Raw genomic sequence first — 18732 nt, forward strand, 5'->3', positions numbered from 1 at the left:
AAAAGCAAACCCTGATATGAACTCCACCACGGAAAAAATCCTCATAACCGGTGCACTCGGCCAGATCGGCACCGAACTTACCAATAAATTAGTAGAAATTCACGGCGCTGAAAATGTGATCGCTTCCGGATTGGACCGGTGGGACAAAAACCTCACATCAGCCGGATATTATGAGAGGATGGATGTTTCGAACACGCAACTGGTGAGACAAATCATTAAGGATTATGAAATCACTACGGTTTATCACCTTGCGTCACTGCTTTCAGGCACATCGGAAAAACAGCCGCTTTTCGCCTGGAAACTGAATGTAGAGCCATTGCTGAATTTCTGCGAGATGGCGAAAGAAGGTTTGCTGAAGAAAATTTTCTGGCCAAGTTCTATAGCCGTATTTGGAACCGGAATTCCCAAAGAAAATGTTGGTCAGGACGTGGTGCTGAACCCAACCACTGTTTACGGAATTTCTAAAATGGCCGGCGAAAAATGGTGCGAATACTACAACACAAAATTCGGTGTTGACGTGAGAAGCATCCGATATCCGGGACTTATTTCCTGGAAAACGCCCGCAGGAGGCGGCACAACCGATTATGCAGTTGAAATTTTTTACGAAGCAGTGGAAGAAGGCAAATACACGAGTTTCATCTCAGAAAACACCGCGATGCCGATGCTTTATATGGATGACGCCATCAATGCGACTTTGAAGCTGATGCATGCACCGAAGGAAGATCTTACCGTGCACACCGCCTATAATTTGGGTGGGATGTCTTTTACACCGCAGGAACTGGCAGCAGAAATCAAAAAAGAAATGCCGGATTTCGAAATTGACTATAAACCCGATTTCAGACAGGCAATAGCAGACTCCTGGCCGGCATCGATAGATGATTCAGTGGCGAAGAAAGATTGGGGACTGACATATGATTTTGATGTAACCTCTATGACCCAAGACATGCTTAAAAACCTGAAAGTGAAATTGGGTAAATAAATGCATATTTCCAGCATTAAAGCCTTTAAATAATTTCCGCATAACATTCCAAAAAAATTGAGGGCGGCCCTGAATTTTTTCAATAGTAGGATAAATAATGTCCGTTTGCTTTCGCCGGAAGCGGGGATTTTAATTATTTTTAAACAGTCAGGGCAGGTATGATTCCAATCATAAAGTCATTGATAAATTAACAAACTTTAATTAAATACGCTATTAATTTCGGTAAAATCGCTCGTTTTCATTGGTGATTTAATTTTTTATACTTAGCTTTGAGAGTAAGTTTAACCAAATTAAATTAGTTCTTATGAAAAAAATTTTACTATTTGCCTCATTTTTGGCAATTCCGTTCTTCGGGAACGCGCAAATTTTTCAGGAAAATTTTGACGGAGCAGGACCCGGTTTCTCAGCCTGGACACTGATTGACGTCGATGGTCTTACCCACGATGCCACTGTAGCAGAGTTTGATGCCGGTGCCTGGATCAGAAAAGACCGAGGTGGACCAACTCCGAATTACGGAGGACCGGATAATGATTATGCTGCCATGAGTTCGTCGTGGTACAGCCCTCCGGGAGCTTCGAATGACTGGTTGATTTCGCCACAAATCACACTTCCTGCTGCAAACACTTTTTTGCAATGGGATTCTAAAGCACAGGATGCACTTTATCCCGACGGTTACAAGGTAATGTTGGCTCCGAACGGAGGAAATACCGAAAGCGATTTTACTGTAGAGCTATACAACACTACTGCTGAAAGCGCTACGTGGGTTACACGCACTGTAAATCTCGCAGCCTATTCAGGGACAACAGTACGCGTTGCATTTGTTAATAATTCAAATGATAAGTTTGTCCTGTTAATTGATAACATTTCAGTGAACCTGGCGCCAACTTCGCCTCCTGACTGTGTAACGCAGGTTGCTCCGGCAAACGCGGCAACCGGAATAGATTACACTGCGCCGGTAACCCTTTCCTGGACTGCGGCTACTACCGGAACTACTCCATCAAGCTACGATGTGTATCTCGGCACTTCGCCAAACCCTACCACCCTGCTTGCGAATGTAACAGGTACGAGTACGGTAGCCAACGGTCTTGCTGCTTCAACTACCTACTACTGGAAGGTAATTGCTAAAAACGGCGCCGGAGACGCGACTGGATGTACAGAGTTTTCATTCACTACGATGGACAATCCTTTTGCGCCATATTGCGGACCGATTGCTTTCACATCCAATACGGAACCGATCACACTTGTTAATTTTGCCGGAATAAATAACACAACTTCAGAAACGGTAAACGGAACGCCGGATCACGAGAACTTTACAAGTATTGTAGGCGACGTAACACAGGGAAGCTCTCACACCATTACGCTAAAAGGCAATACAGACGGAAACTTCACCAACAGATTCGTGGTGTTTATAGACTGGAACCAAAACGGTGTACTGAATGATGCCGGTGAAGTGTATCAGATCACACAAACCATCGTGAATTCCAGCGGAACAGATGGTGTGCAGGCTGTACAGACCCTGGCAGTACCTACAGATGCAGTGGTTGGTAATACCAGAATGAGAGTGAAAAAGATCTTCGGAACTACCAATTATCTTGACCCTTGCGCAGGAGCTTCATTCGGCCAGATCGAAGATTATACGCTTACCGTGGGTGCTCTTGGCGTAAGCGATCAGGCTAAAAACGCTGTGAAAGTTTATCCAAACCCTGTAGTGGATGTTCTAAACATTGAATCACCGGATAAAGTGAAATCAATAACCGTATTTGACGCTACCGGAAGATCAGTTTCCACACATGTTCTGAATGCATCAAAATCCCAGGTTAATCTTTCAGCATTAGCTTCAGGAGTTTATGTAGTGAATATTGTAACTGACAAAGGTGTACAGACAGTAAAAATGATTAAAAAATAGTTTAATCTGAATCAATAAGAGGGCCTGCAATTTAGCAGGCCTTTTTTGATTTATTTAATTGAAAGATTGGTAGTTTATCAAAATATGATTACTTTTGCACCTCGAAATATCTAACAATTTATTTAACATTATGAACAATTACGAAACTGTTTTCATTTTAACTCCCGTTCTGTCTGATACTCAGGTGGAGGAAGCAGTGCAAAAATTCGAAGATCTATTGACTTCACACAATTGCGAGATCGTTGCCAAAGAAAATTGGGGACTTAAGAAACTTGCTTACCCAATTCAGCTTAAGAAGAATGGCTTCTACACGCTGATTGAGTTTAAAGGTGAAGGAACTGTGGTTGCAGATTTGGAACTTGCTTTCAAACGTGATGAAAGAGTCATCCGTTTCCTTACAACAAAATTAGACAAGCACGCGATTGATTACGCTGTGACGAGAAGATCTAAAAACAAATCTGCGAAAGCTTAATTTTAACCCACACAAAAATTTACGACAATGGCAATAGACGATATGGCTAAACAAGCCTCAGCCGGTGGAGAATCTGAAGTAAAATTCCTTACTCCGCTTGACATCAATACAAAAACAGACAAAAAATACTGCCGATTCAAAAAATACGGAATCAAGCATGTAGATTATAAAGACGCTAACTTCCTTCTTCAGTTCGTAAACGAGCAGGGTAAAATTTTACCAAGAAGATACACAGGAACTTCTTTGAAATACCAAAGAAAAGTTTCTGCAGCCATCAAAAGAGCAAGACACCTTGCGATGATGCCTTACGTAGCTGACTTACTTAAATAAAAAAAATCGCAATTAGCCATTAGTTTTTCGCTTTTGGCTTTTTGTTGCTGAATACTAATTAATTCTAACTGTTTTAGATATTAGACTTTAGATATTAGCCATTAGATCTACGATTCGTTTCTTATTTTTAATTTCTAAGCTCTAGCTTCTAACCTCTAAAATCTAAACAAGACAACAACAATGGAAATTATCTTAAAAAAAGACGTAGAAAACTTAGGACTTGAGTTTGATACTGTAAACGTAAAACCTGGTTACGCAAGAAACTATTTGCTTCCACAAGGTCTGGCTCTTTTGGCTACACCAAAGAACAAAGCAAACCTTGAGGCAACTCTGGAAGCACGCAAAGATGAAGAAGCTAAGTTGGTAGCGAACGCTAACGCAATCGTTGAGCAACTGAAGAAAACAAACATCACTATCGCTACCAAAGTAGGTGCAGGTGACAAACTTTTCGGATCTATCAACAATGCTGACCTTTCAGACGAACTTTCGAAAGCAGGTGTAAACGTTGACAAAAAATACATCAAAATTCCAGGGAACACAATCAAGAGAACTGGTAAAGTAGAAGCAATCATCAGACTCCACAGAAATGTAGAGCACACATACGAGTTCGAAATCGTATCTGATGCGCCTCCTGCACCGGCAGCTCCGAAAGCAGCTCCTGCGAAAAAGCAGACAGAAGAGGAAACTACTTCAGAAGAAGCTTAATTCTTCCACAATATTTTTAAAAGAATCCGGTAAATTTATTTGCCGGATTCTTTTTTTGTGTTTGTTCAGCGCTGATTTTTAATTAAAAGGTTATTTTTGTTTATGCTTCGGATCCTCGTTTACTTAAGACGCAGTTTAAAAAAAGCGTTCGACAACCTTCACAATGAAAAGCTAAAACACAATCTGCTGCAGGCCATTCCGTTCTGGATTGGCTCGCTGATCACCGGTGTATTTGCGGTGATGTACGCGAAAATATTCACCTGGGGCGAAAAACTGATGAATTTTATCCTCGACTGGAACGCTTGGATGATCTTCATCATTGCACCGATTGGTTTTGTACTGTCTTGGTGGCTGGTGAAAGAATTTGCGCCCTATTCCAAAGGCAGCGGAATTCCGCAGGTGATGGCAGCCGTAGACTTGGCCAATCCGCGCGAACATAAAAAAATCCGGAATCTATTAAGCTTAAAGATCATCATCCTTAAAGTTCTGTCGAGCCTCGCGCTGATCATCGGAGGTGGCGCGGTGGGCCGCGAAGGCCCGACGATACAGATTGCTGGCTCCGTTTTCCGGAAAGTAAATGAATACCTGCCGGAATGGTGGCCGAAAATATCGAAGAAAAACATGATTATGACTGGCGCGGCGGCCGGTCTTTCAGCGGCATTCAATACGCCGCTGGGCGGAATCGTGTTCGCGGTAGAGGAACTTTCGAAGACGCATATCAATTACTTTAAAACCGCTTTGTTTACCGCCGTCATCATCGCCGGCCTCACTGCCCAGACGCTTGCCGGTTCCTATCTCTACCTTGGTTATCCCAAAACATCAGATGTAGCTTTGACTGTAATGTTTCCCGTGATGCTGGTTTCAGGTGTTTCGGGTGTTTTTGCAAGCCAGCTTTCGGTCTTGATGCTTAAAATAAATGCCTGGAAGAAAAATTTAAAAACACAGAGGGCACATATACTATTTCTTGTGCTGTCCGCGCTTTTCATCGCGTCACTCGCCTACTTTGTCAACCGTGAAATTCTTGGCTCAGGAAAGGAAATCATGGACAGGACGCTCTTCAGCGACGATAAACATGAAGAGTGGTACATGCCGTTGTTTAGGATGATCGGGCCCGCAGTTTCGTTCACTTCAGGCGGTGCCGGCGGTATCTTTGCACCGGCCCTCTCTGCAGGCGCGAGTATTGGATCCGTGATTTCAGGTTGGATTGAATTGACGCCGAACGAGACCAATGTGGTGATCCTTTCCGGAATGGTCGCATTTCTCACGGGAATTACGCGCGCACCATTTACATCTGCGATTATCGTACTTGAAATGACCGACCGTCATTCGCTTATATTTCATCTGATGCTTGCCGGAATGGTTTCTTCGATTGTTTCACTAATGATCAGCCGCAGGTCATTATATGACGCCCTAAAAACAACATACCTGGCAGAAATAAGAAGCGAGACCGCACTGGAAAATTCAAATAAAAAAATCCGACAATAAATTATCGGATTCTATTTTATGTAAAAAAATTTGCGTTTAGTATTTCGTAAGCCTTTCTTTAATGTTCCCCAAAATATCCGGGAAATAAAGGTCTGAAAGATGCTCAAACTCGTCACCGCGCATAAACATTGAAGCATCTACCTCATCATATGAACTGCGACCGGCTGCGGCAATCAGTTCATTACATGTACGGAGCGTATTTTTATGGAAATGATACACACGTTCGCTCTTATCAGTGACATCAAGGCCTTTGATGAGCATTTTGTCCTGAGTAGCAACGCCGGTTGGACAGTTATTCGTATTACATCTCAAAGCCTGAATGCAACCCAGTGCGAACATAAAACCGCGCGCGTTGTTACACATATCTGCACCCATCGCCACAGCGCGCAGGATATCAAGAGCTGTAAGCACTTTTCCGCTCGCAATAATCCTGATCTTATCACGCAGATTAAGATCTTTTAAGGTTCTGTTGACAAAGATCAGCGCAGGCTCCAGTGGCATACCAACACCATCCGAAAATTCCGGCGGAGCAGCTCCAGTACCGCCTTCCGCACCGTCTACGGTGATGAAATCCGGATAGATCTTCAGTACATTCATTTGGACGCAAATGTCCTCAAACTCTTTGGTATCACCGATGCAAAGCTTAAAACCAACAGGTTTTCCTCCTGAAAGTTCGCGCAGTTGCTGCACAAATCTCAATAAACCAGCCGGATCAGAAAATGCCGAGTGTGATGGCGGAGAAATAATCGTCAGTCCAGGACGTACATGTCGGATTGCCGCGATTTCGGGCGTATTCTTCGAACCCGGCAATACGCCACCATGGCCTGGTTTCGCCCCCTGTGAAAGCTTGATTTCAATCATTTTCACATTGGGCAACGAAGCATTTTTAGTAAAGATTTCAGGTGAAAAACGCCCGTCATCATCCCGGCAGCCAAAATATCCGGTACCGATTTGCCAGCACAGGTCACCGCCTTCCAGATGATAAGGTGAAATTCCCCCTTCACCTGTATTGTGGTAAAACTGACCTTTTTTTGCGCCTTTGTTAAGTGCCATCTGGGCCCGGTCGCTCAGGGAACCAAAACTCATCGCAGAAATATTAAACAATGAAGCCTCGTATTTCTGTGTACACTGCTCGCCGCCTACCCAAACTTTGGGTAACTCTTCGTTCGGTGACTTTGCGTAAATGGAATGTTTTATCCCTTCATATTTCCGGTGGTTCACTTCCAGCTGCGTCCCGAACGGCACAGTATCGCTGATGTTCTTGGCGCGTCTGTATACTGCGGATCTTTCGTTTCTCGGGAATGGTTTACCGTCTGTTTCACGCTCGATGAAATATTGCTGCATTTCGGGGGAGATACTTTCGAAAAAATAGCGGAAGTAACCCAAAACCGGAAAATTCCGCAGGATTGCATGTTTAGTCTGGAAGGCGTTGTAAATCCCAATTGCGTAGATGCATGTCAGCAGAATCGGGATCCAGTAGTGCGCTCTTATGAGAAGTGAGATTGCCCACACCAAAATAAGCACGATAATACCATATTTAATGAACTTGTCTCTCATTATTATTTTGATTAAAAAATGACCTCAAATTTACCAATAATAAACCGACTAAAAAAACCACTTTCATTATAGAAAGTGGTTTTATTAAAAGCATCTATTTACTCCAGTTTATTTTGGTTTTGCTCACATCGGCAGAGTTGGTTCCGATCATGATCTCAAATTCCCCGGGTTCCCAATCGAACTTCAGTTCGTGATTGTAGAACTTCAAGTCCTCCGGCGTGATGGTGAATGTCACCGTTTTGCTTTCGCCTTTTTGCAGGAATGCTTTTTCGAAACCTTTAAGCTCCTTCACCGGTCTGGTGTTGCTTCCCACCAAGTCACGAATGTATAGCTGCACTACTTCGGAACCGTCATAGTTTCCGGTATTGCGCAGGTTTACACTTGCGGTGACAGAGGTGTCTCCTTTCGGATTGGTGTTTGAGACCTTCATATCCGAATAGCTGAATGTTGTATAACTGAGTCCGTAGCCGAACGGATACAGCGGTGTGTTGCATTCATCCATATAATTGGCGCGGAAACGCTCATATTCACATTTATCCACTTTCTCACTGTTCAGCGGACGGCCCGTATTTTTATGATTATAATAAATCGGAACCTGGCCTAAACTACGTGGAAAGGTTACCGGTAATTTTCCGGAAGGGTTCACTTTGCCGTAAAGAACGTCTGTGATCGCATGCCCGGCCTCAGTTCCCGGAAACCAAACATTTAATATGGCATCTGGAACCTCTTTTACATTGGTAAGCGCGAGTGGACGGCCAGTAAACAGCACCATTACAATTGGTTTGCCCGTTTTCTTTAGTTCCATCAACAGATCAACCTGAGATTTTGGAATATCAATTTCAGTTCTTGATGACGATTCACCGCTCATTTCGGCAGATTCCCCAATGGCCAGAACGATAACATCCGATTTTTTCGCAACTTCCACCGCTTCTTTTAAGATTACATCTGCTGGGCGGTTATCGCGGTCCGTCAGTTTGCCGTGTGCGGCGTAGATGTTCTCCAATTTTTCACTGTAATCGATATTCGCACCTTTTGCGGAGATAAACTTAGTATTCTTTCCAAAGTTTTCCTGCAGACCTTTCATTAAAGACACTGAATTTGAATGCTTTGCACCCACGCTCCAGGTTCCGGCCATATTCAGTGCATTATTAACCAACGGTCCGATTACTGCAACAGTTCCACCGGGTTTCAATGGTAAAACATTGTTTTCATTCTTCATTAAAACCACCGACTGTGCGGCCGCACTACGCGCGATTTCGCGGTTTTTGAGGCTGTAGACTTCCTTTTCGGCAGCTTTAGGATCACCATATCGGTATGGATCATCGAAAAGACCTAAATCGTATTTCGCTTCCAGAACTCTTTTTGCAGCAAGATCGATTTCAGCCTGTGTGACTTTACCTTCCTGCAATGATTTCTTTAAAGTCGTCAGGAAACCTTCACCTACCATATCCATATCGATACCTGCCTTCAGTGCCAATGCCGAAACTTGTTGCAGGTCTCCCATTCCGTGATCGATCATCTCATTGATACCGGTGTAATCGCTTACCACGAAACCCTTGAAGCCCCATTGATTTCTCAGAACCTCAGTCTGCAGCCAGCGGTTGCCGGTCGCCGGTATGCCATCTACTTCGTTGAAAGAAGCCATCACTGTTCCTACACCTGCATCTACCGCAGCTTTGTAAGGTGGAAAATATTCATTGAACATGCGCACATGGCTCATGTCAACGGTATTGTAGTCCATTCCGGCTTCACCGGCTCCGTAGAGTGCGAAGTGTTTTACACATGCCAGGATGGTATTTTTAAGCGATAAATCTTTGCCCTGATAACCGTAAACCATCGCTTTCGCAATCTCACTTCCGAGGTAAGGATCTTCACCCGAACCTTCGGAAATGCGTCCCCAACGTGGTTCACGCGATATGTCGGTCATTGGGGAGAATGTCCACGAAATACCGTCCGATGAAGCTTCACTAGCTGCAACACGCGCCGTCTGCTGAATCAGGTTCATGTCCCAGGAGGCGGCAAGACCCAGTGGAATCGGGAACGTGGTTTCATAGCCGTGGATCACGTCCATACCGAAAATCAAAGGTATTTTCAGACGGCTTTTCTCTACCGCCACTTTCTGTACCGCCCGTATCTTCTCAGCACCTTTGATATTAAAAAGTCCGCCTACCGAACCTTCTTCTATCTTCTTGCCGATGTTGGAATTTTGGGCCTGACCTGTGGTGAAGTCGCCGGCACTCGGTAAATTGAGCTGTCCAATCTTTTCATCCAGCGTCATTTTGGCTAAAAGCGAATTGACGAAAGCCTCCTTTTTGGTTTTATATTGCTGCGTTTGGTAAGACTGTACCGGTTTCGAGACGGTTTCCTGCGCCGAGACCACGTGCGAGAGTGCCAGCGCCGCTACTAAAACTAATTTTTTCATAATATATCAATTTACTTTTTTTTGCTTTGAGCGAGCATCCACTCATAAAGTTTAGGATCCGAATAGGTAGAATCCCAGGAGTTGTGATTAGCATTCGGGAATAGAATAAGTTCCACATTCTTATTGGTTTTCCTTATTTCCTGATAAATTTCGATTGAATTCATCGGTGAAACAATATCGTCATTGGCACCGTGATAGATTTTCATGGGCAATTCTGAATACTGCGCCGCGCGAACCTTCATCAGTCGGTCAACCGGCGGACAGACAGGCACCACGGCCGAAAAGACTTCCGGATGCTCCATGGCTAATTTCAAAGTTCCCCAACCGCCCATAGAAAGGCCGGTAAGGATGATTTTCGAGTCATCTATCCTGTATTTCTGCTGGATTTCTTTGATCAGATAGTAGATCGCTTCCGTGTCCCACCACTCGCCGGCCGGGCACTGTGGCGCAAGGATGGCGACAGGCTCAGGAATCAGATTTTTATACTGAAACGGACCGTTCACTTTCACTTTTTCAAGGTCGTTTCCCCTTTCTCCAGAGCCATGCAGGAAAACCATGAGCGGCACTTTGCCTTTAGCGTTTGCGGGATAATCTAAAATGTACGATATCTGTTTGGTTTTACTTATTTTCTTATTCAGCGAACTTTTGATTTCCTGCGAATGTAGATTGCCAAAAATCAGCAGCAAACTCAGCGGGAATAATATTTTTAAATTTTTCATGTAGTTCAGATATTTAAACTTTAAAATTCTAATGATTCCAGGCGTATATTTTTTATTAAATACTTTCCCCTAGCCCCGATTGCAGTGGAAATCCTTTTTATTTTTTCCGGCAGGAAAAATAAAAAGATTGCAACGGAAAGCGGGAATAGCTCCAAAAAAACATTTCGAACCGAACCAAAGCTTCTAAAACTCGTACTTAGTCGATTTGAAATCCAATTTCTTCAATCCGGCTTTAATTTCCGGTGCGTTCATAAATAACTTCCAGATCAGACCCGTGCGGTAATTCTCAATCATCGGCGCGATTGTACCCTGATCGATGGCCAGATAACGCGGCGTAAACCAGTCGTCAAAATGCACGGAAGTGGCATCATAAGGCCCCGCAGACCCGATGAAATGGGGTTTTTCTTCATATAAAAAGCGCAAAACATTCATCGATTCTTTTGGCGTGTACGGGAAACTGCTCAGTGCGGCCGTCGGCGTGATGACGCCGTTATCTTCTTTCGGATTGTGCGCGCGATAACCTACCGTACCGTCCGGATTTCTTGTATAACTCGCCGTGAAGCCCCAATAATTGCTACCATATCCCTTGAAATTCTTAGGATTCTCAAGGCTGTAATTGTACTGAATGAGCGCGTGGTTTCGATTCAGGTCAAAATAGTTTTTCACCAAGCGGTCTGAAAGGCCTGTAGGATCAAGGCCCAAATAAGAATACTGCGACCAAAAAAGCGGGCCGCCGTATTCTTCGGCACCGTTATGCTTTACGTAGAGCGGCAAACCATACTTCTCGCGGTCTGTGGAGTATGTTCCGTTGCGCGTCCAGCCCTGATAGAAGGTTTCGGCATCGATTGGATACGTAGGCGACGAAGCGGCCAGAATATACGTTACCAGCGTTTCATCGTAACCCTGAAGTTTGTGGTTCATTTCCCAACCGTTGACCGGCGACCAATGCCAATAAAGCACTTTTTCGCCGCCTTTGGTGTACCAGTTCCATTCAACACCTTGCCAGAGGTCATCCATTTTTTTGGCTAAAGCTTTTTCTTCGGCGTTGCCATTTTTAAAATATTCCCGGACGGTGATGATACCTTCCACTAAAAAAGCGGTTTCCACGATGTCGCCACCATTGTCTTTTTTGCCAAATGACACCGTTTTCCCGGTTTCACCATCGAGCCAGTGCGGCCAGGCACCATGATGGCGGTCAGCCTTTGCAAGGAAATCGGCGATGTGCGTCAGTCTTTTCACCGCTTCTTTTCTCGGAATAAAACCGCGTTCTACGCCGACAATTATCGTCATCAATCCGAAGCCTGAGCCACCTGTTGTCACAACATTTGCGTCATTTTTCGGATAAAAATCTTCGTGATAGCGTTCGCGCCCCATTAAGGAATTAGGTTCCGCAAAATCCCAGAAAAACTTCAGTGTTTCACGCTGAACTTTATCCATTAGCTGTTCATCTGTTAGCTTTTGCGTAACCGAAGCGGTATCAGCCGTTGCAGCACTGCCGCACGACAGCAAAACAGCAGAAGACAAAGCGATACCAGTGAAAAATTTAAACATTTTTAATTCTTTATTTTTTTAAGTTAAAAACCGTGTTGGGTAGAATGAAAGCCAAGCTTCACTAATCCCTGCCTAACGTCGGGTGCATTCATAAATAAATTCCAGAGGAATGAGGTCCTGGCATTCTCAATCATGGGTGACATGGGTCCCTGATCAATAGCGAGATATCGTGGCGTGAGCCAGTTATGATGAACCGAATAGGCATCGTAAGGTCCCGCTACACCGATGTATTTTGGATTTTGATTGTACAGGAAACGGAGATAATCCATACTTTCTGTGGGTGTGTACGGAAAGCTGGAAATGGCGGCAGTAGGCGAAATCACTCCCAAATCATTACCCGGCTGATGAGCAGCATAGCCCGTGGTACCATCTGCATTCCGCGAATAGCTTGCGGTGAGCCCCCAGTTTTTAGCGGAATATCCGTTCCAGTTTTTGGGATTTGCAACGGCATACTGATGCATGATCTTTGCATGGTTGGCAGTTGCTGCGCCATAATTTATGAATTCATCAGTCAGACCGCGCGGATCAAGACCGATGAAACTGTAATGCGAGAAGAACATCGGGCCCACGGTCTGGCCAGCGCCATTATGATTTACAATGAGCGGGATTCCGTATTGGGAACCGGCACTTTTTATTGCACCGCCTCTTGCCCAACCCTGTGTGTAGACTTCTTTTGAAATGGAAAAATCGGGTGATGCAGCAGCCAGAATATACGTGATCAGTGTCTCGTCATAGCCCTGCAATCTGTGGTTCATCTGGAAATCGTAATTGGGTGACCAGTGCCAGTACAGAACATTTTGGCCCTGCGTATACCAGTTCCACTCTACTCCTTTCCAGAGTTGATCTGCCTTTTGAGCCAGGCCCAGTTCGGCAGTGTCTGCTGATGTTTTAAAATATTCACGGACACATATTAATCCCTGTACCAGAAATGCTGTTTCGACAAGATCTCCGCCATTATCCATGGTACTGAACGGAATTACCTGACCGTTACTTCCATTGAGCCAATGTGGCCAGGCGCCATGAAACCGGTCCGCATTTTCCAGGAAGGTCAGTGCTGTGGTGAGACGCGAGACAGCTTCGTTACGCGGGATATGTCCATTTTTTATTCCCACCAATATATTCATTAAACCAAAACCCGACCCGCCCGTGCTGATGACGCCCGCATCCATACCCGGATTGTCGGTATGATAGCGTTCGCGTGCAAGCTTTGAATTCGGCTCAGCGAAATCCCAGAAATATTTAAGGGTTTCTTTTTGAACCATGTCGATAATCTGAACATCGGTGTATGTAGCAGGTTTTGGTGGATCAATGGGTGGTTCGGGCGCAGATGGCGTACGCTCATTAGAACAACTGCCATAACTGAAAAGTATGGCAGTTGCTAAAGAAAAACTTAATATACGGTTAAATTTCATTTACTTTTTCTTGGTGAATAAAGTCTGAACCTCGGTGGCGGTAAGCGCAGAAGAATACATTCTAAACTGATCTATACCACCGACGAAAGAATTCTTGAGCCAGTCATCGCCATTATTTGCGATTTCCGTCGCGGTAAATTCTTGTGGTCCTGCGCCAATCTTCAGTGCGGTAATTTTGGAAGGTTCAAGAACGATGTTTCCGTGGTTTGCCCATTCAGATTTAAACGAATGAGGCTGTCCATCCACATAAAGTGTCATTACAGATGTTGAGCCATCATACACAAAAGCCAGATGATGCCACTGTCCGTTATAGAGTCCGTTCACAGCATTTGCGCCCACCCATTCGAACCATTTTTCTCCGGTTTTATCCTTGACGAAGAATTTTACCACCGGACCTGAAACCGGACCTTCTGTCAATAAAAACATAGAACCTCCGGACCAATGATAGTCGGATGCAGCGGGCATACTGAAGATATGGTCTGTTCGCTGCTGATTTTTCTGCATCCAAACTGATACGGTGAAACTTCCGGCAGTCTGTGCGAAATCGTTTGCGCTGGTGTACTTGATGTATTTATACTTTTCGCCCTGCACACCTTTCGCAGATATACCGTCAATAGAGGTCAGCGGATTGTCAGACGGAAATTTGGCTTTTATGCTGTCTACGGCATTCATCAGCGGGTTGCTCGAAGTACCATCAAAAGCAACATAAAATTTTAGCGGACCGCCAGGTAGAGCGGCGTCCTTCGGATAATTCCCGAGTTCAGGACGATCCAGATCCTGACACGAAAAGGCAAAAAGTGCCATCGCGCAGCCTCCGATTATATTGATAATTTTATTTTTCATGACTTTAAATTAATAATTAGGATTTTGAACAAGGATTCCCTGGCTCTTGTCTATGGCACTTTGAGGAATAGGGAAATACATATTACGCGGAGCGTAGCCTAAACCTGCCAGGACGGTGGTAGCATCACCCCATCGCACCAGGTCATAGAACCTTTCAGATTCCATCGCAAATTCAATCCTTCTTTCATGCTTGATTGCATTACGCATTGTTCCCTGGTTAAGTGCCGTAGTAGCAGGCAGACCGGCTCTGCTTCGGATCATGTTGACATAAGTAGTAGCCGTGGCTATCTGTCCCATTTCGTTTGCAGCTTCTGCAGCCATCAGCAATACATCAGCGTATCTGATCAGCTTAATATTTTCCCAATGGTTTTTGTTTTCCGCAAACTGTATTCTTTCGGCCGGCAAAGTATACGCCTTTCCGTTCCAGTATTGCTGCGCCAATGGCGGAGAAGTAGGAAGCACAAGATTTGGGGTATCATAGATATCAGGTCCACCAGATACCAAAATAGTTGTTTTTTTGCGTTTGTCACCCGGTTCGTAGGCCGCTACCAAACCTTCAGAAGGTACATTGAAGCCCCAGCCAAGATCCCAAACGCCCGAGCCGCGAACTCCCTGGCTTTCGTAATAGTTGTTTGAATATTTGATAGGGTTGCTATAATTTTTCTGCACTTCAAAAATTGACTCTGTAGAATTATTCCCGGCTTTTGTAAATTCGGCATCGTAGGAAGGATTCAGCGTGTACGCACCAGAATTGATAACTTCCATTGAATGCTCAAGTGCTTTCGGATAATTTTTCTGAAGCAAATAGGTCTTGGCCAAAAGTGCATTCGCCATTCCTTTTGTGGCGCGGCCACGGTACGCAGCAGGCCACTGAACAGGTAAAAGTTCGCGGGCAGCCATCAGGTCGCTGATTATTTGAGCTTCTACCTGCGCAATTGTATTCTTCGGTGCGATCTCGTCTTCAGGAGAAGTGATCAGTTTAAGATTTACAGGAACTTCGCCGAAATCACGTCTAAGCTGGAAAAAGGCATAAGCACGGATGGCTTTGGCTTCTGCAATATTCACCAATGTACCGGTGGTGGCATCTGTGAGGGCTTCACCTTTTGTTATGAGGTCATTCGCATCATAAATAAGTCTGTAAGGTCCGTTCCAGGCGTTTGCAATGTGTCCGTTCGTGGCTACGTATGCAAAATTATTAAAGACATTGCCGTCGGTAGACGCATCAGACGCTGTACTTCCCTTCTCATTATCATCTGCACGTATGCTGTGTGTCCACAAATAGGAAAAATCGCTGAGACCACTGTTGGTTCTCAAACTCGCATAAAGACCAAATGCGCTCGCTTCCAGACCACCAATAGGCACTTCATCGCCGGTAGGACGGCCTTCAGGTCTCAGATCAAGCCATTCTTCCGTGCAACTCTGGAACGAGAAGCTTGCGGCAGATAACGCTCCAAGAAAGAGCAGGTTTTTAAAAGATATTATTTTCATTGTTTTTATTTTAAAAAGTTGCATTTATACCAAATGTGGCAATTCGCGGGTTAGGATACCCTGCACCGTTGATCCCAAATGAAGTTGCGCTACCGCCGGCTTCAGGGGTAAAACCGTTTACATTGTCCCAGGTTTTTAGGTTTTGTACGTTGACGTACACTTTCAGTGCTTCCAAACTTAAACCTGCAATAAGGTTTTTATTAAAGTTATACCCGAGCTGTACGTTACGGATTCTGAAAAAGCTTCCATCTTCAATCATATACGAGGAGTTTTCACGGTTATATCCAGATGCGGTATAGCTGCGCGGCTCCCAGTTTGAAGTTCCCGGTCCTGTCCACCGGTCAGCGCGTTCTGCTCTATAATTGAACGGCGCGAATGAACTTCCATTGCCCCAGGTTCTGAAAACCTCATTTCCATAAACGCCGTAGAAATCTGCGTCAACAAAAAAGCCCTTGTAGTCTGCACCCAGCGTGAAGCCGTAAGTGAAATCCGGTGTTGGGTCGCCAATCACTGTTCTGTCATCAGGTGTAATCTTACCATCACCGTTTACATCACGGTATTTAAAATCGCCCGGAGCTACATCGCCTATGGTTGATGCTGGCGATCCTAAGATCTCAGCATAGGACTGGAAAATGCCTTCTACATCATAGCCATAAAAAGCACCGATCGGTGTCCCCACCTGATAGATTGCCGGGCCATAGTATCCGATATATCCTTCGCCACGAGTTTCCAAAACCTTTGTTTTGGTCGTAGTAAGGTTCGCATTGGCGTACCAGGTGAAATCATCTGTAACATTATCTTTCCAGCCTGCGGTAAATTCAAAACCTTTTGCCTGTATTGCGCCTGAATTCAGGAAAAAATTAGGATTACCTTCTACAAGGTTAAGTAGATCGTACGTTTCTTTGTTGTAATAGGTTGCATCAAATGACAGTTTTCTGTCAAATAGTTGAGACTCGAAGCCAAATTCGTAGGACTTCACGTGCTCCCAGCCTATTCCCAGACCCGGACGCCATGCGAAACTCAGTGCCGGATAAACACTGTCACCGAAAACTCCGGTAGCCCCTGGCACATATGGCGGATATGCAAAGTAGTTGTAGGGTACATATTGGTTTCCTAAATCGCCATAAGATCCTTTTAATTTTAAATAATTAATGACCGGATTTTCTCTAAGGAATTCTTCACGCGAAACCTCCCAACCAGCACCTACAGACCAGAACCAATCGAATTTCTTGCCCGCTGCGAGTGCGGATGACCCGTCATACCGCAGCGATGCGTTTAGCAGATATTTGCTGTCGTAATTGTACAGCACGCGGCCGAGGTAAGATGCGGTTCGGAGTCTTGATTGCTCACTATTTACCGAGCGCGTGTTGGTGTCTCCATAATCTGTTCCTAAATACCAAAAACGCGGATCATTTGGGATTTGTCCCAGCGGCCCGGAAAGGCTACTGCGAACGGAACCATTCATCCCGGTGAGATTGTCATCCGTAGTTTCGAAACCCAGCAATGCCGTCACATCATGTTTTCCAAACTCATTTTTGTAAGTTAGTAACTGACTTTGTTGGAAAACAAGATTGCGTCTTTCAAACTGATTTACACTTGTAAGAAGTTGTCCTGAGTAAGGTGCAATAGTATTCGTTTCCGGAATATAAATATCGAAGATCGGGCTGTAACCACGCCCATAATTACTTCGGTAGTTCACAAAATAATTAGAGCGGAACGTAAAGTTTCTGAGGAAATCAAACTCCAGATACGCATTTGGGTTAAACTGAATATCGCGGTTGAGCTGCGTATACTGCGTCGCTTCTATTGCCGCTAATGGGTTGCCGATTTGCGGCCCACCAATCTGCTGTGGCAAAGAGTTGTAATAGCCATAGAACTCACCTGCCGTCATATTTCGCGGCGTCACTACCGGAGTGGCATTCAGTGCGCTGCCGAAACTTCTTAGCTGCGGTAATTTTGAGTAAGAACCGTTCAGGCCAATTCCCGCACGCAAACGGTCAGATATTTTCAGGTCATCATTAAATTTGAATGTGAGACGCTGGTATTTTTCATATTTGATGGAACCATCCTCATCATGATAACCGAATGAGAAACTTACACGGTTCTTTTCGCTTCCATTAGAGATTGTCACGTTATGCTGGTTAATGATCCCACCCTTTTGCGCTATTTCATCGATCCAGTTCGTATTCCCGTTAAAGAGCGAAAAATCGTAAGGCTGTAAACCCTGGTATGCTAAATCTTCATTGAAAAGTGTACGGAAAAGGTCTCCATCAGCCAAATCGGGCCGGTTGTCCAATGATTTCACACCTAGCGATGACGTAAGTGTGACACTGGTTCTGCCCGAACGACCTCTTTTGGTCGTCACGATGATCGCTCCGTTCGCGCCTCTGTTACCGAAAATGGCGAGTGATGACGGATCTTTGAGGATTTCCATCGATTCAATATCTGCTGGGTTCAGGAAATCGATATTATTAGCGAAAACACCATCTACAATGTATACAGGCTGCGTTTGGTTGATGGTCACCGTACCACGTATCCTCACGTCGGCCTGTGAACCCGGCTGACCGGAGTTTACAATTGAGAGACCCGCTACTTTCCCCTGTAATGAGTTTACCGGGTTCGACGCCGGCTTATCATTGATCTCCGCACCAGACACTTTCACGATGGATCCGGTGAGATCCCGCTTTTTGGCGGTACCGTACCCGATCACCACTACTTCCTCAATTTTTTGTTCCCGACTGCTGGAGTCCCGCGGTGTTTCCTGCGCGCTTACATTCATGCCGAAATAAAAAACAGCGATCATGCAAGGAAACTTTAAGATGTTGTGTTTCATATATTTATTAATTTATTTTTCTCTTTAGAA

Annotated in this window: 14 protein-coding genes; 6 read left to right on the forward strand and 8 right to left on the reverse strand. The window is 44.7% G+C overall.

Features of this window, described 5'->3' with window-relative positions; all coding sequences use genetic code 11:
* The first annotated feature begins 16 nt into the window (after positions 1 to 16).
* From H9628_RS07810 to H9628_RS07835, 6 genes are all read left to right on the forward strand, one after another.
* Positions 17 to 979, forward strand: coding sequence for an NAD-dependent epimerase/dehydratase family protein (locus H9628_RS07810; RefSeq protein ID WP_251833562.1), 963 nt, complete (start codon positions 17 to 19; stop codon positions 977 to 979).
* Between the two features lie 304 nt (positions 980 to 1283).
* Positions 1284 to 2885 carry a T9SS-dependent choice-of-anchor J family protein gene (locus tag H9628_RS07815; protein WP_251833563.1) on the forward strand — a complete coding sequence of 534 codons (1602 nt, stop codon included), beginning with the start codon at positions 1284 to 1286 and terminating at the stop codon, positions 2883 to 2885.
* A 130-nt stretch (positions 2886 to 3015) separates the two neighbouring features.
* Complete coding sequence (rpsF, locus tag H9628_RS07820) at positions 3016 to 3357, forward strand: 30S ribosomal protein S6 (protein WP_251833564.1); 342 nt, start codon at positions 3016 to 3018, stop codon at positions 3355 to 3357.
* Between the two features lie 27 nt (positions 3358 to 3384).
* A complete protein-coding gene (gene rpsR / locus H9628_RS07825; protein ID WP_015806249.1) occupies positions 3385 to 3687 on the forward strand; it encodes a 30S ribosomal protein S18 in 303 nt (100 codons plus the stop codon).
* A gap of 180 nt (positions 3688 to 3867) precedes the next feature.
* Positions 3868 to 4392, forward strand: a complete 525-nt coding sequence (gene rplI / locus H9628_RS07830) for a 50S ribosomal protein L9 (protein WP_251833565.1) — start codon at positions 3868 to 3870, stop codon at positions 4390 to 4392.
* Positions 4393 to 4494: 102 nt separating this feature from the next.
* A complete protein-coding gene (locus tag H9628_RS07835; RefSeq protein WP_251833566.1) occupies positions 4495 to 5877 on the forward strand; it encodes a chloride channel protein in 1383 nt (460 codons plus the stop codon).
* Positions 5878 to 5913: 36 nt separating this feature from the next.
* Here the strand turns inward: H9628_RS07835 and H9628_RS07840 are convergent, their stop codons facing one another.
* From H9628_RS07840 to H9628_RS07875, 8 genes are all read right to left on the reverse strand, one after another.
* Entirely contained in the window at positions 5914 to 7434 is a 1521-nt protein-coding gene (locus H9628_RS07840) for an FMN-binding glutamate synthase family protein (RefSeq protein WP_251833567.1), read from the reverse strand.
* A gap of 94 nt (positions 7435 to 7528) precedes the next feature.
* Positions 7529 to 9856 carry a beta-glucosidase BglX gene (gene bglX, locus H9628_RS07845; protein ID WP_251833568.1) on the reverse strand — a complete coding sequence of 776 codons (2328 nt, stop codon included), beginning with the start codon at positions 9854 to 9856 and terminating at the stop codon, positions 7529 to 7531.
* An 11-nt stretch (positions 9857 to 9867) separates the two neighbouring features.
* Complete coding sequence (locus H9628_RS07850) at positions 9868 to 10575, reverse strand: carboxylesterase family protein (RefSeq protein WP_251833569.1); 708 nt, start codon at positions 10573 to 10575, stop codon at positions 9868 to 9870.
* A gap of 183 nt (positions 10576 to 10758) precedes the next feature.
* Positions 10759 to 12126, reverse strand: a complete 1368-nt coding sequence (locus H9628_RS07855; RefSeq protein ID WP_251833570.1) for a glucoamylase family protein — start codon at positions 12124 to 12126, stop codon at positions 10759 to 10761.
* A gap of 23 nt (positions 12127 to 12149) precedes the next feature.
* Positions 12150 to 13538, reverse strand: a complete 1389-nt coding sequence (locus H9628_RS07860; RefSeq protein ID WP_251833571.1) for a glucoamylase family protein — start codon at positions 13536 to 13538, stop codon at positions 12150 to 12152.
* Positions 13539 to 14381 (reverse strand): LamG domain-containing protein, encoded by an 843-nt coding sequence (locus tag H9628_RS07865; protein ID WP_251833572.1) that lies wholly within the window; start codon positions 14379 to 14381, stop codon positions 13539 to 13541.
* A gap of 9 nt (positions 14382 to 14390) precedes the next feature.
* The gene (locus H9628_RS07870; protein WP_251833573.1) at positions 14391 to 15869 is read right to left on the reverse strand and encodes a RagB/SusD family nutrient uptake outer membrane protein; all 1479 of its coding nucleotides are present in this window, start codon (positions 15867 to 15869) and stop codon (positions 14391 to 14393) included.
* 10 nt (positions 15870 to 15879) lie between these two features.
* Positions 15880 to 18702, reverse strand: a complete 2823-nt coding sequence (locus H9628_RS07875; RefSeq protein WP_251833574.1) for a SusC/RagA family TonB-linked outer membrane protein — start codon at positions 18700 to 18702, stop codon at positions 15880 to 15882.
* Between the last annotated feature and the right edge of the window lie 30 nt (positions 18703 to 18732).

The sequence above is a fragment of the Kaistella pullorum genome (assembly GCF_014837035.1).
Taxonomy (GTDB): Bacteria; Bacteroidota; Bacteroidia; order Flavobacteriales; family Weeksellaceae; genus Kaistella; species Kaistella rhinocerotis.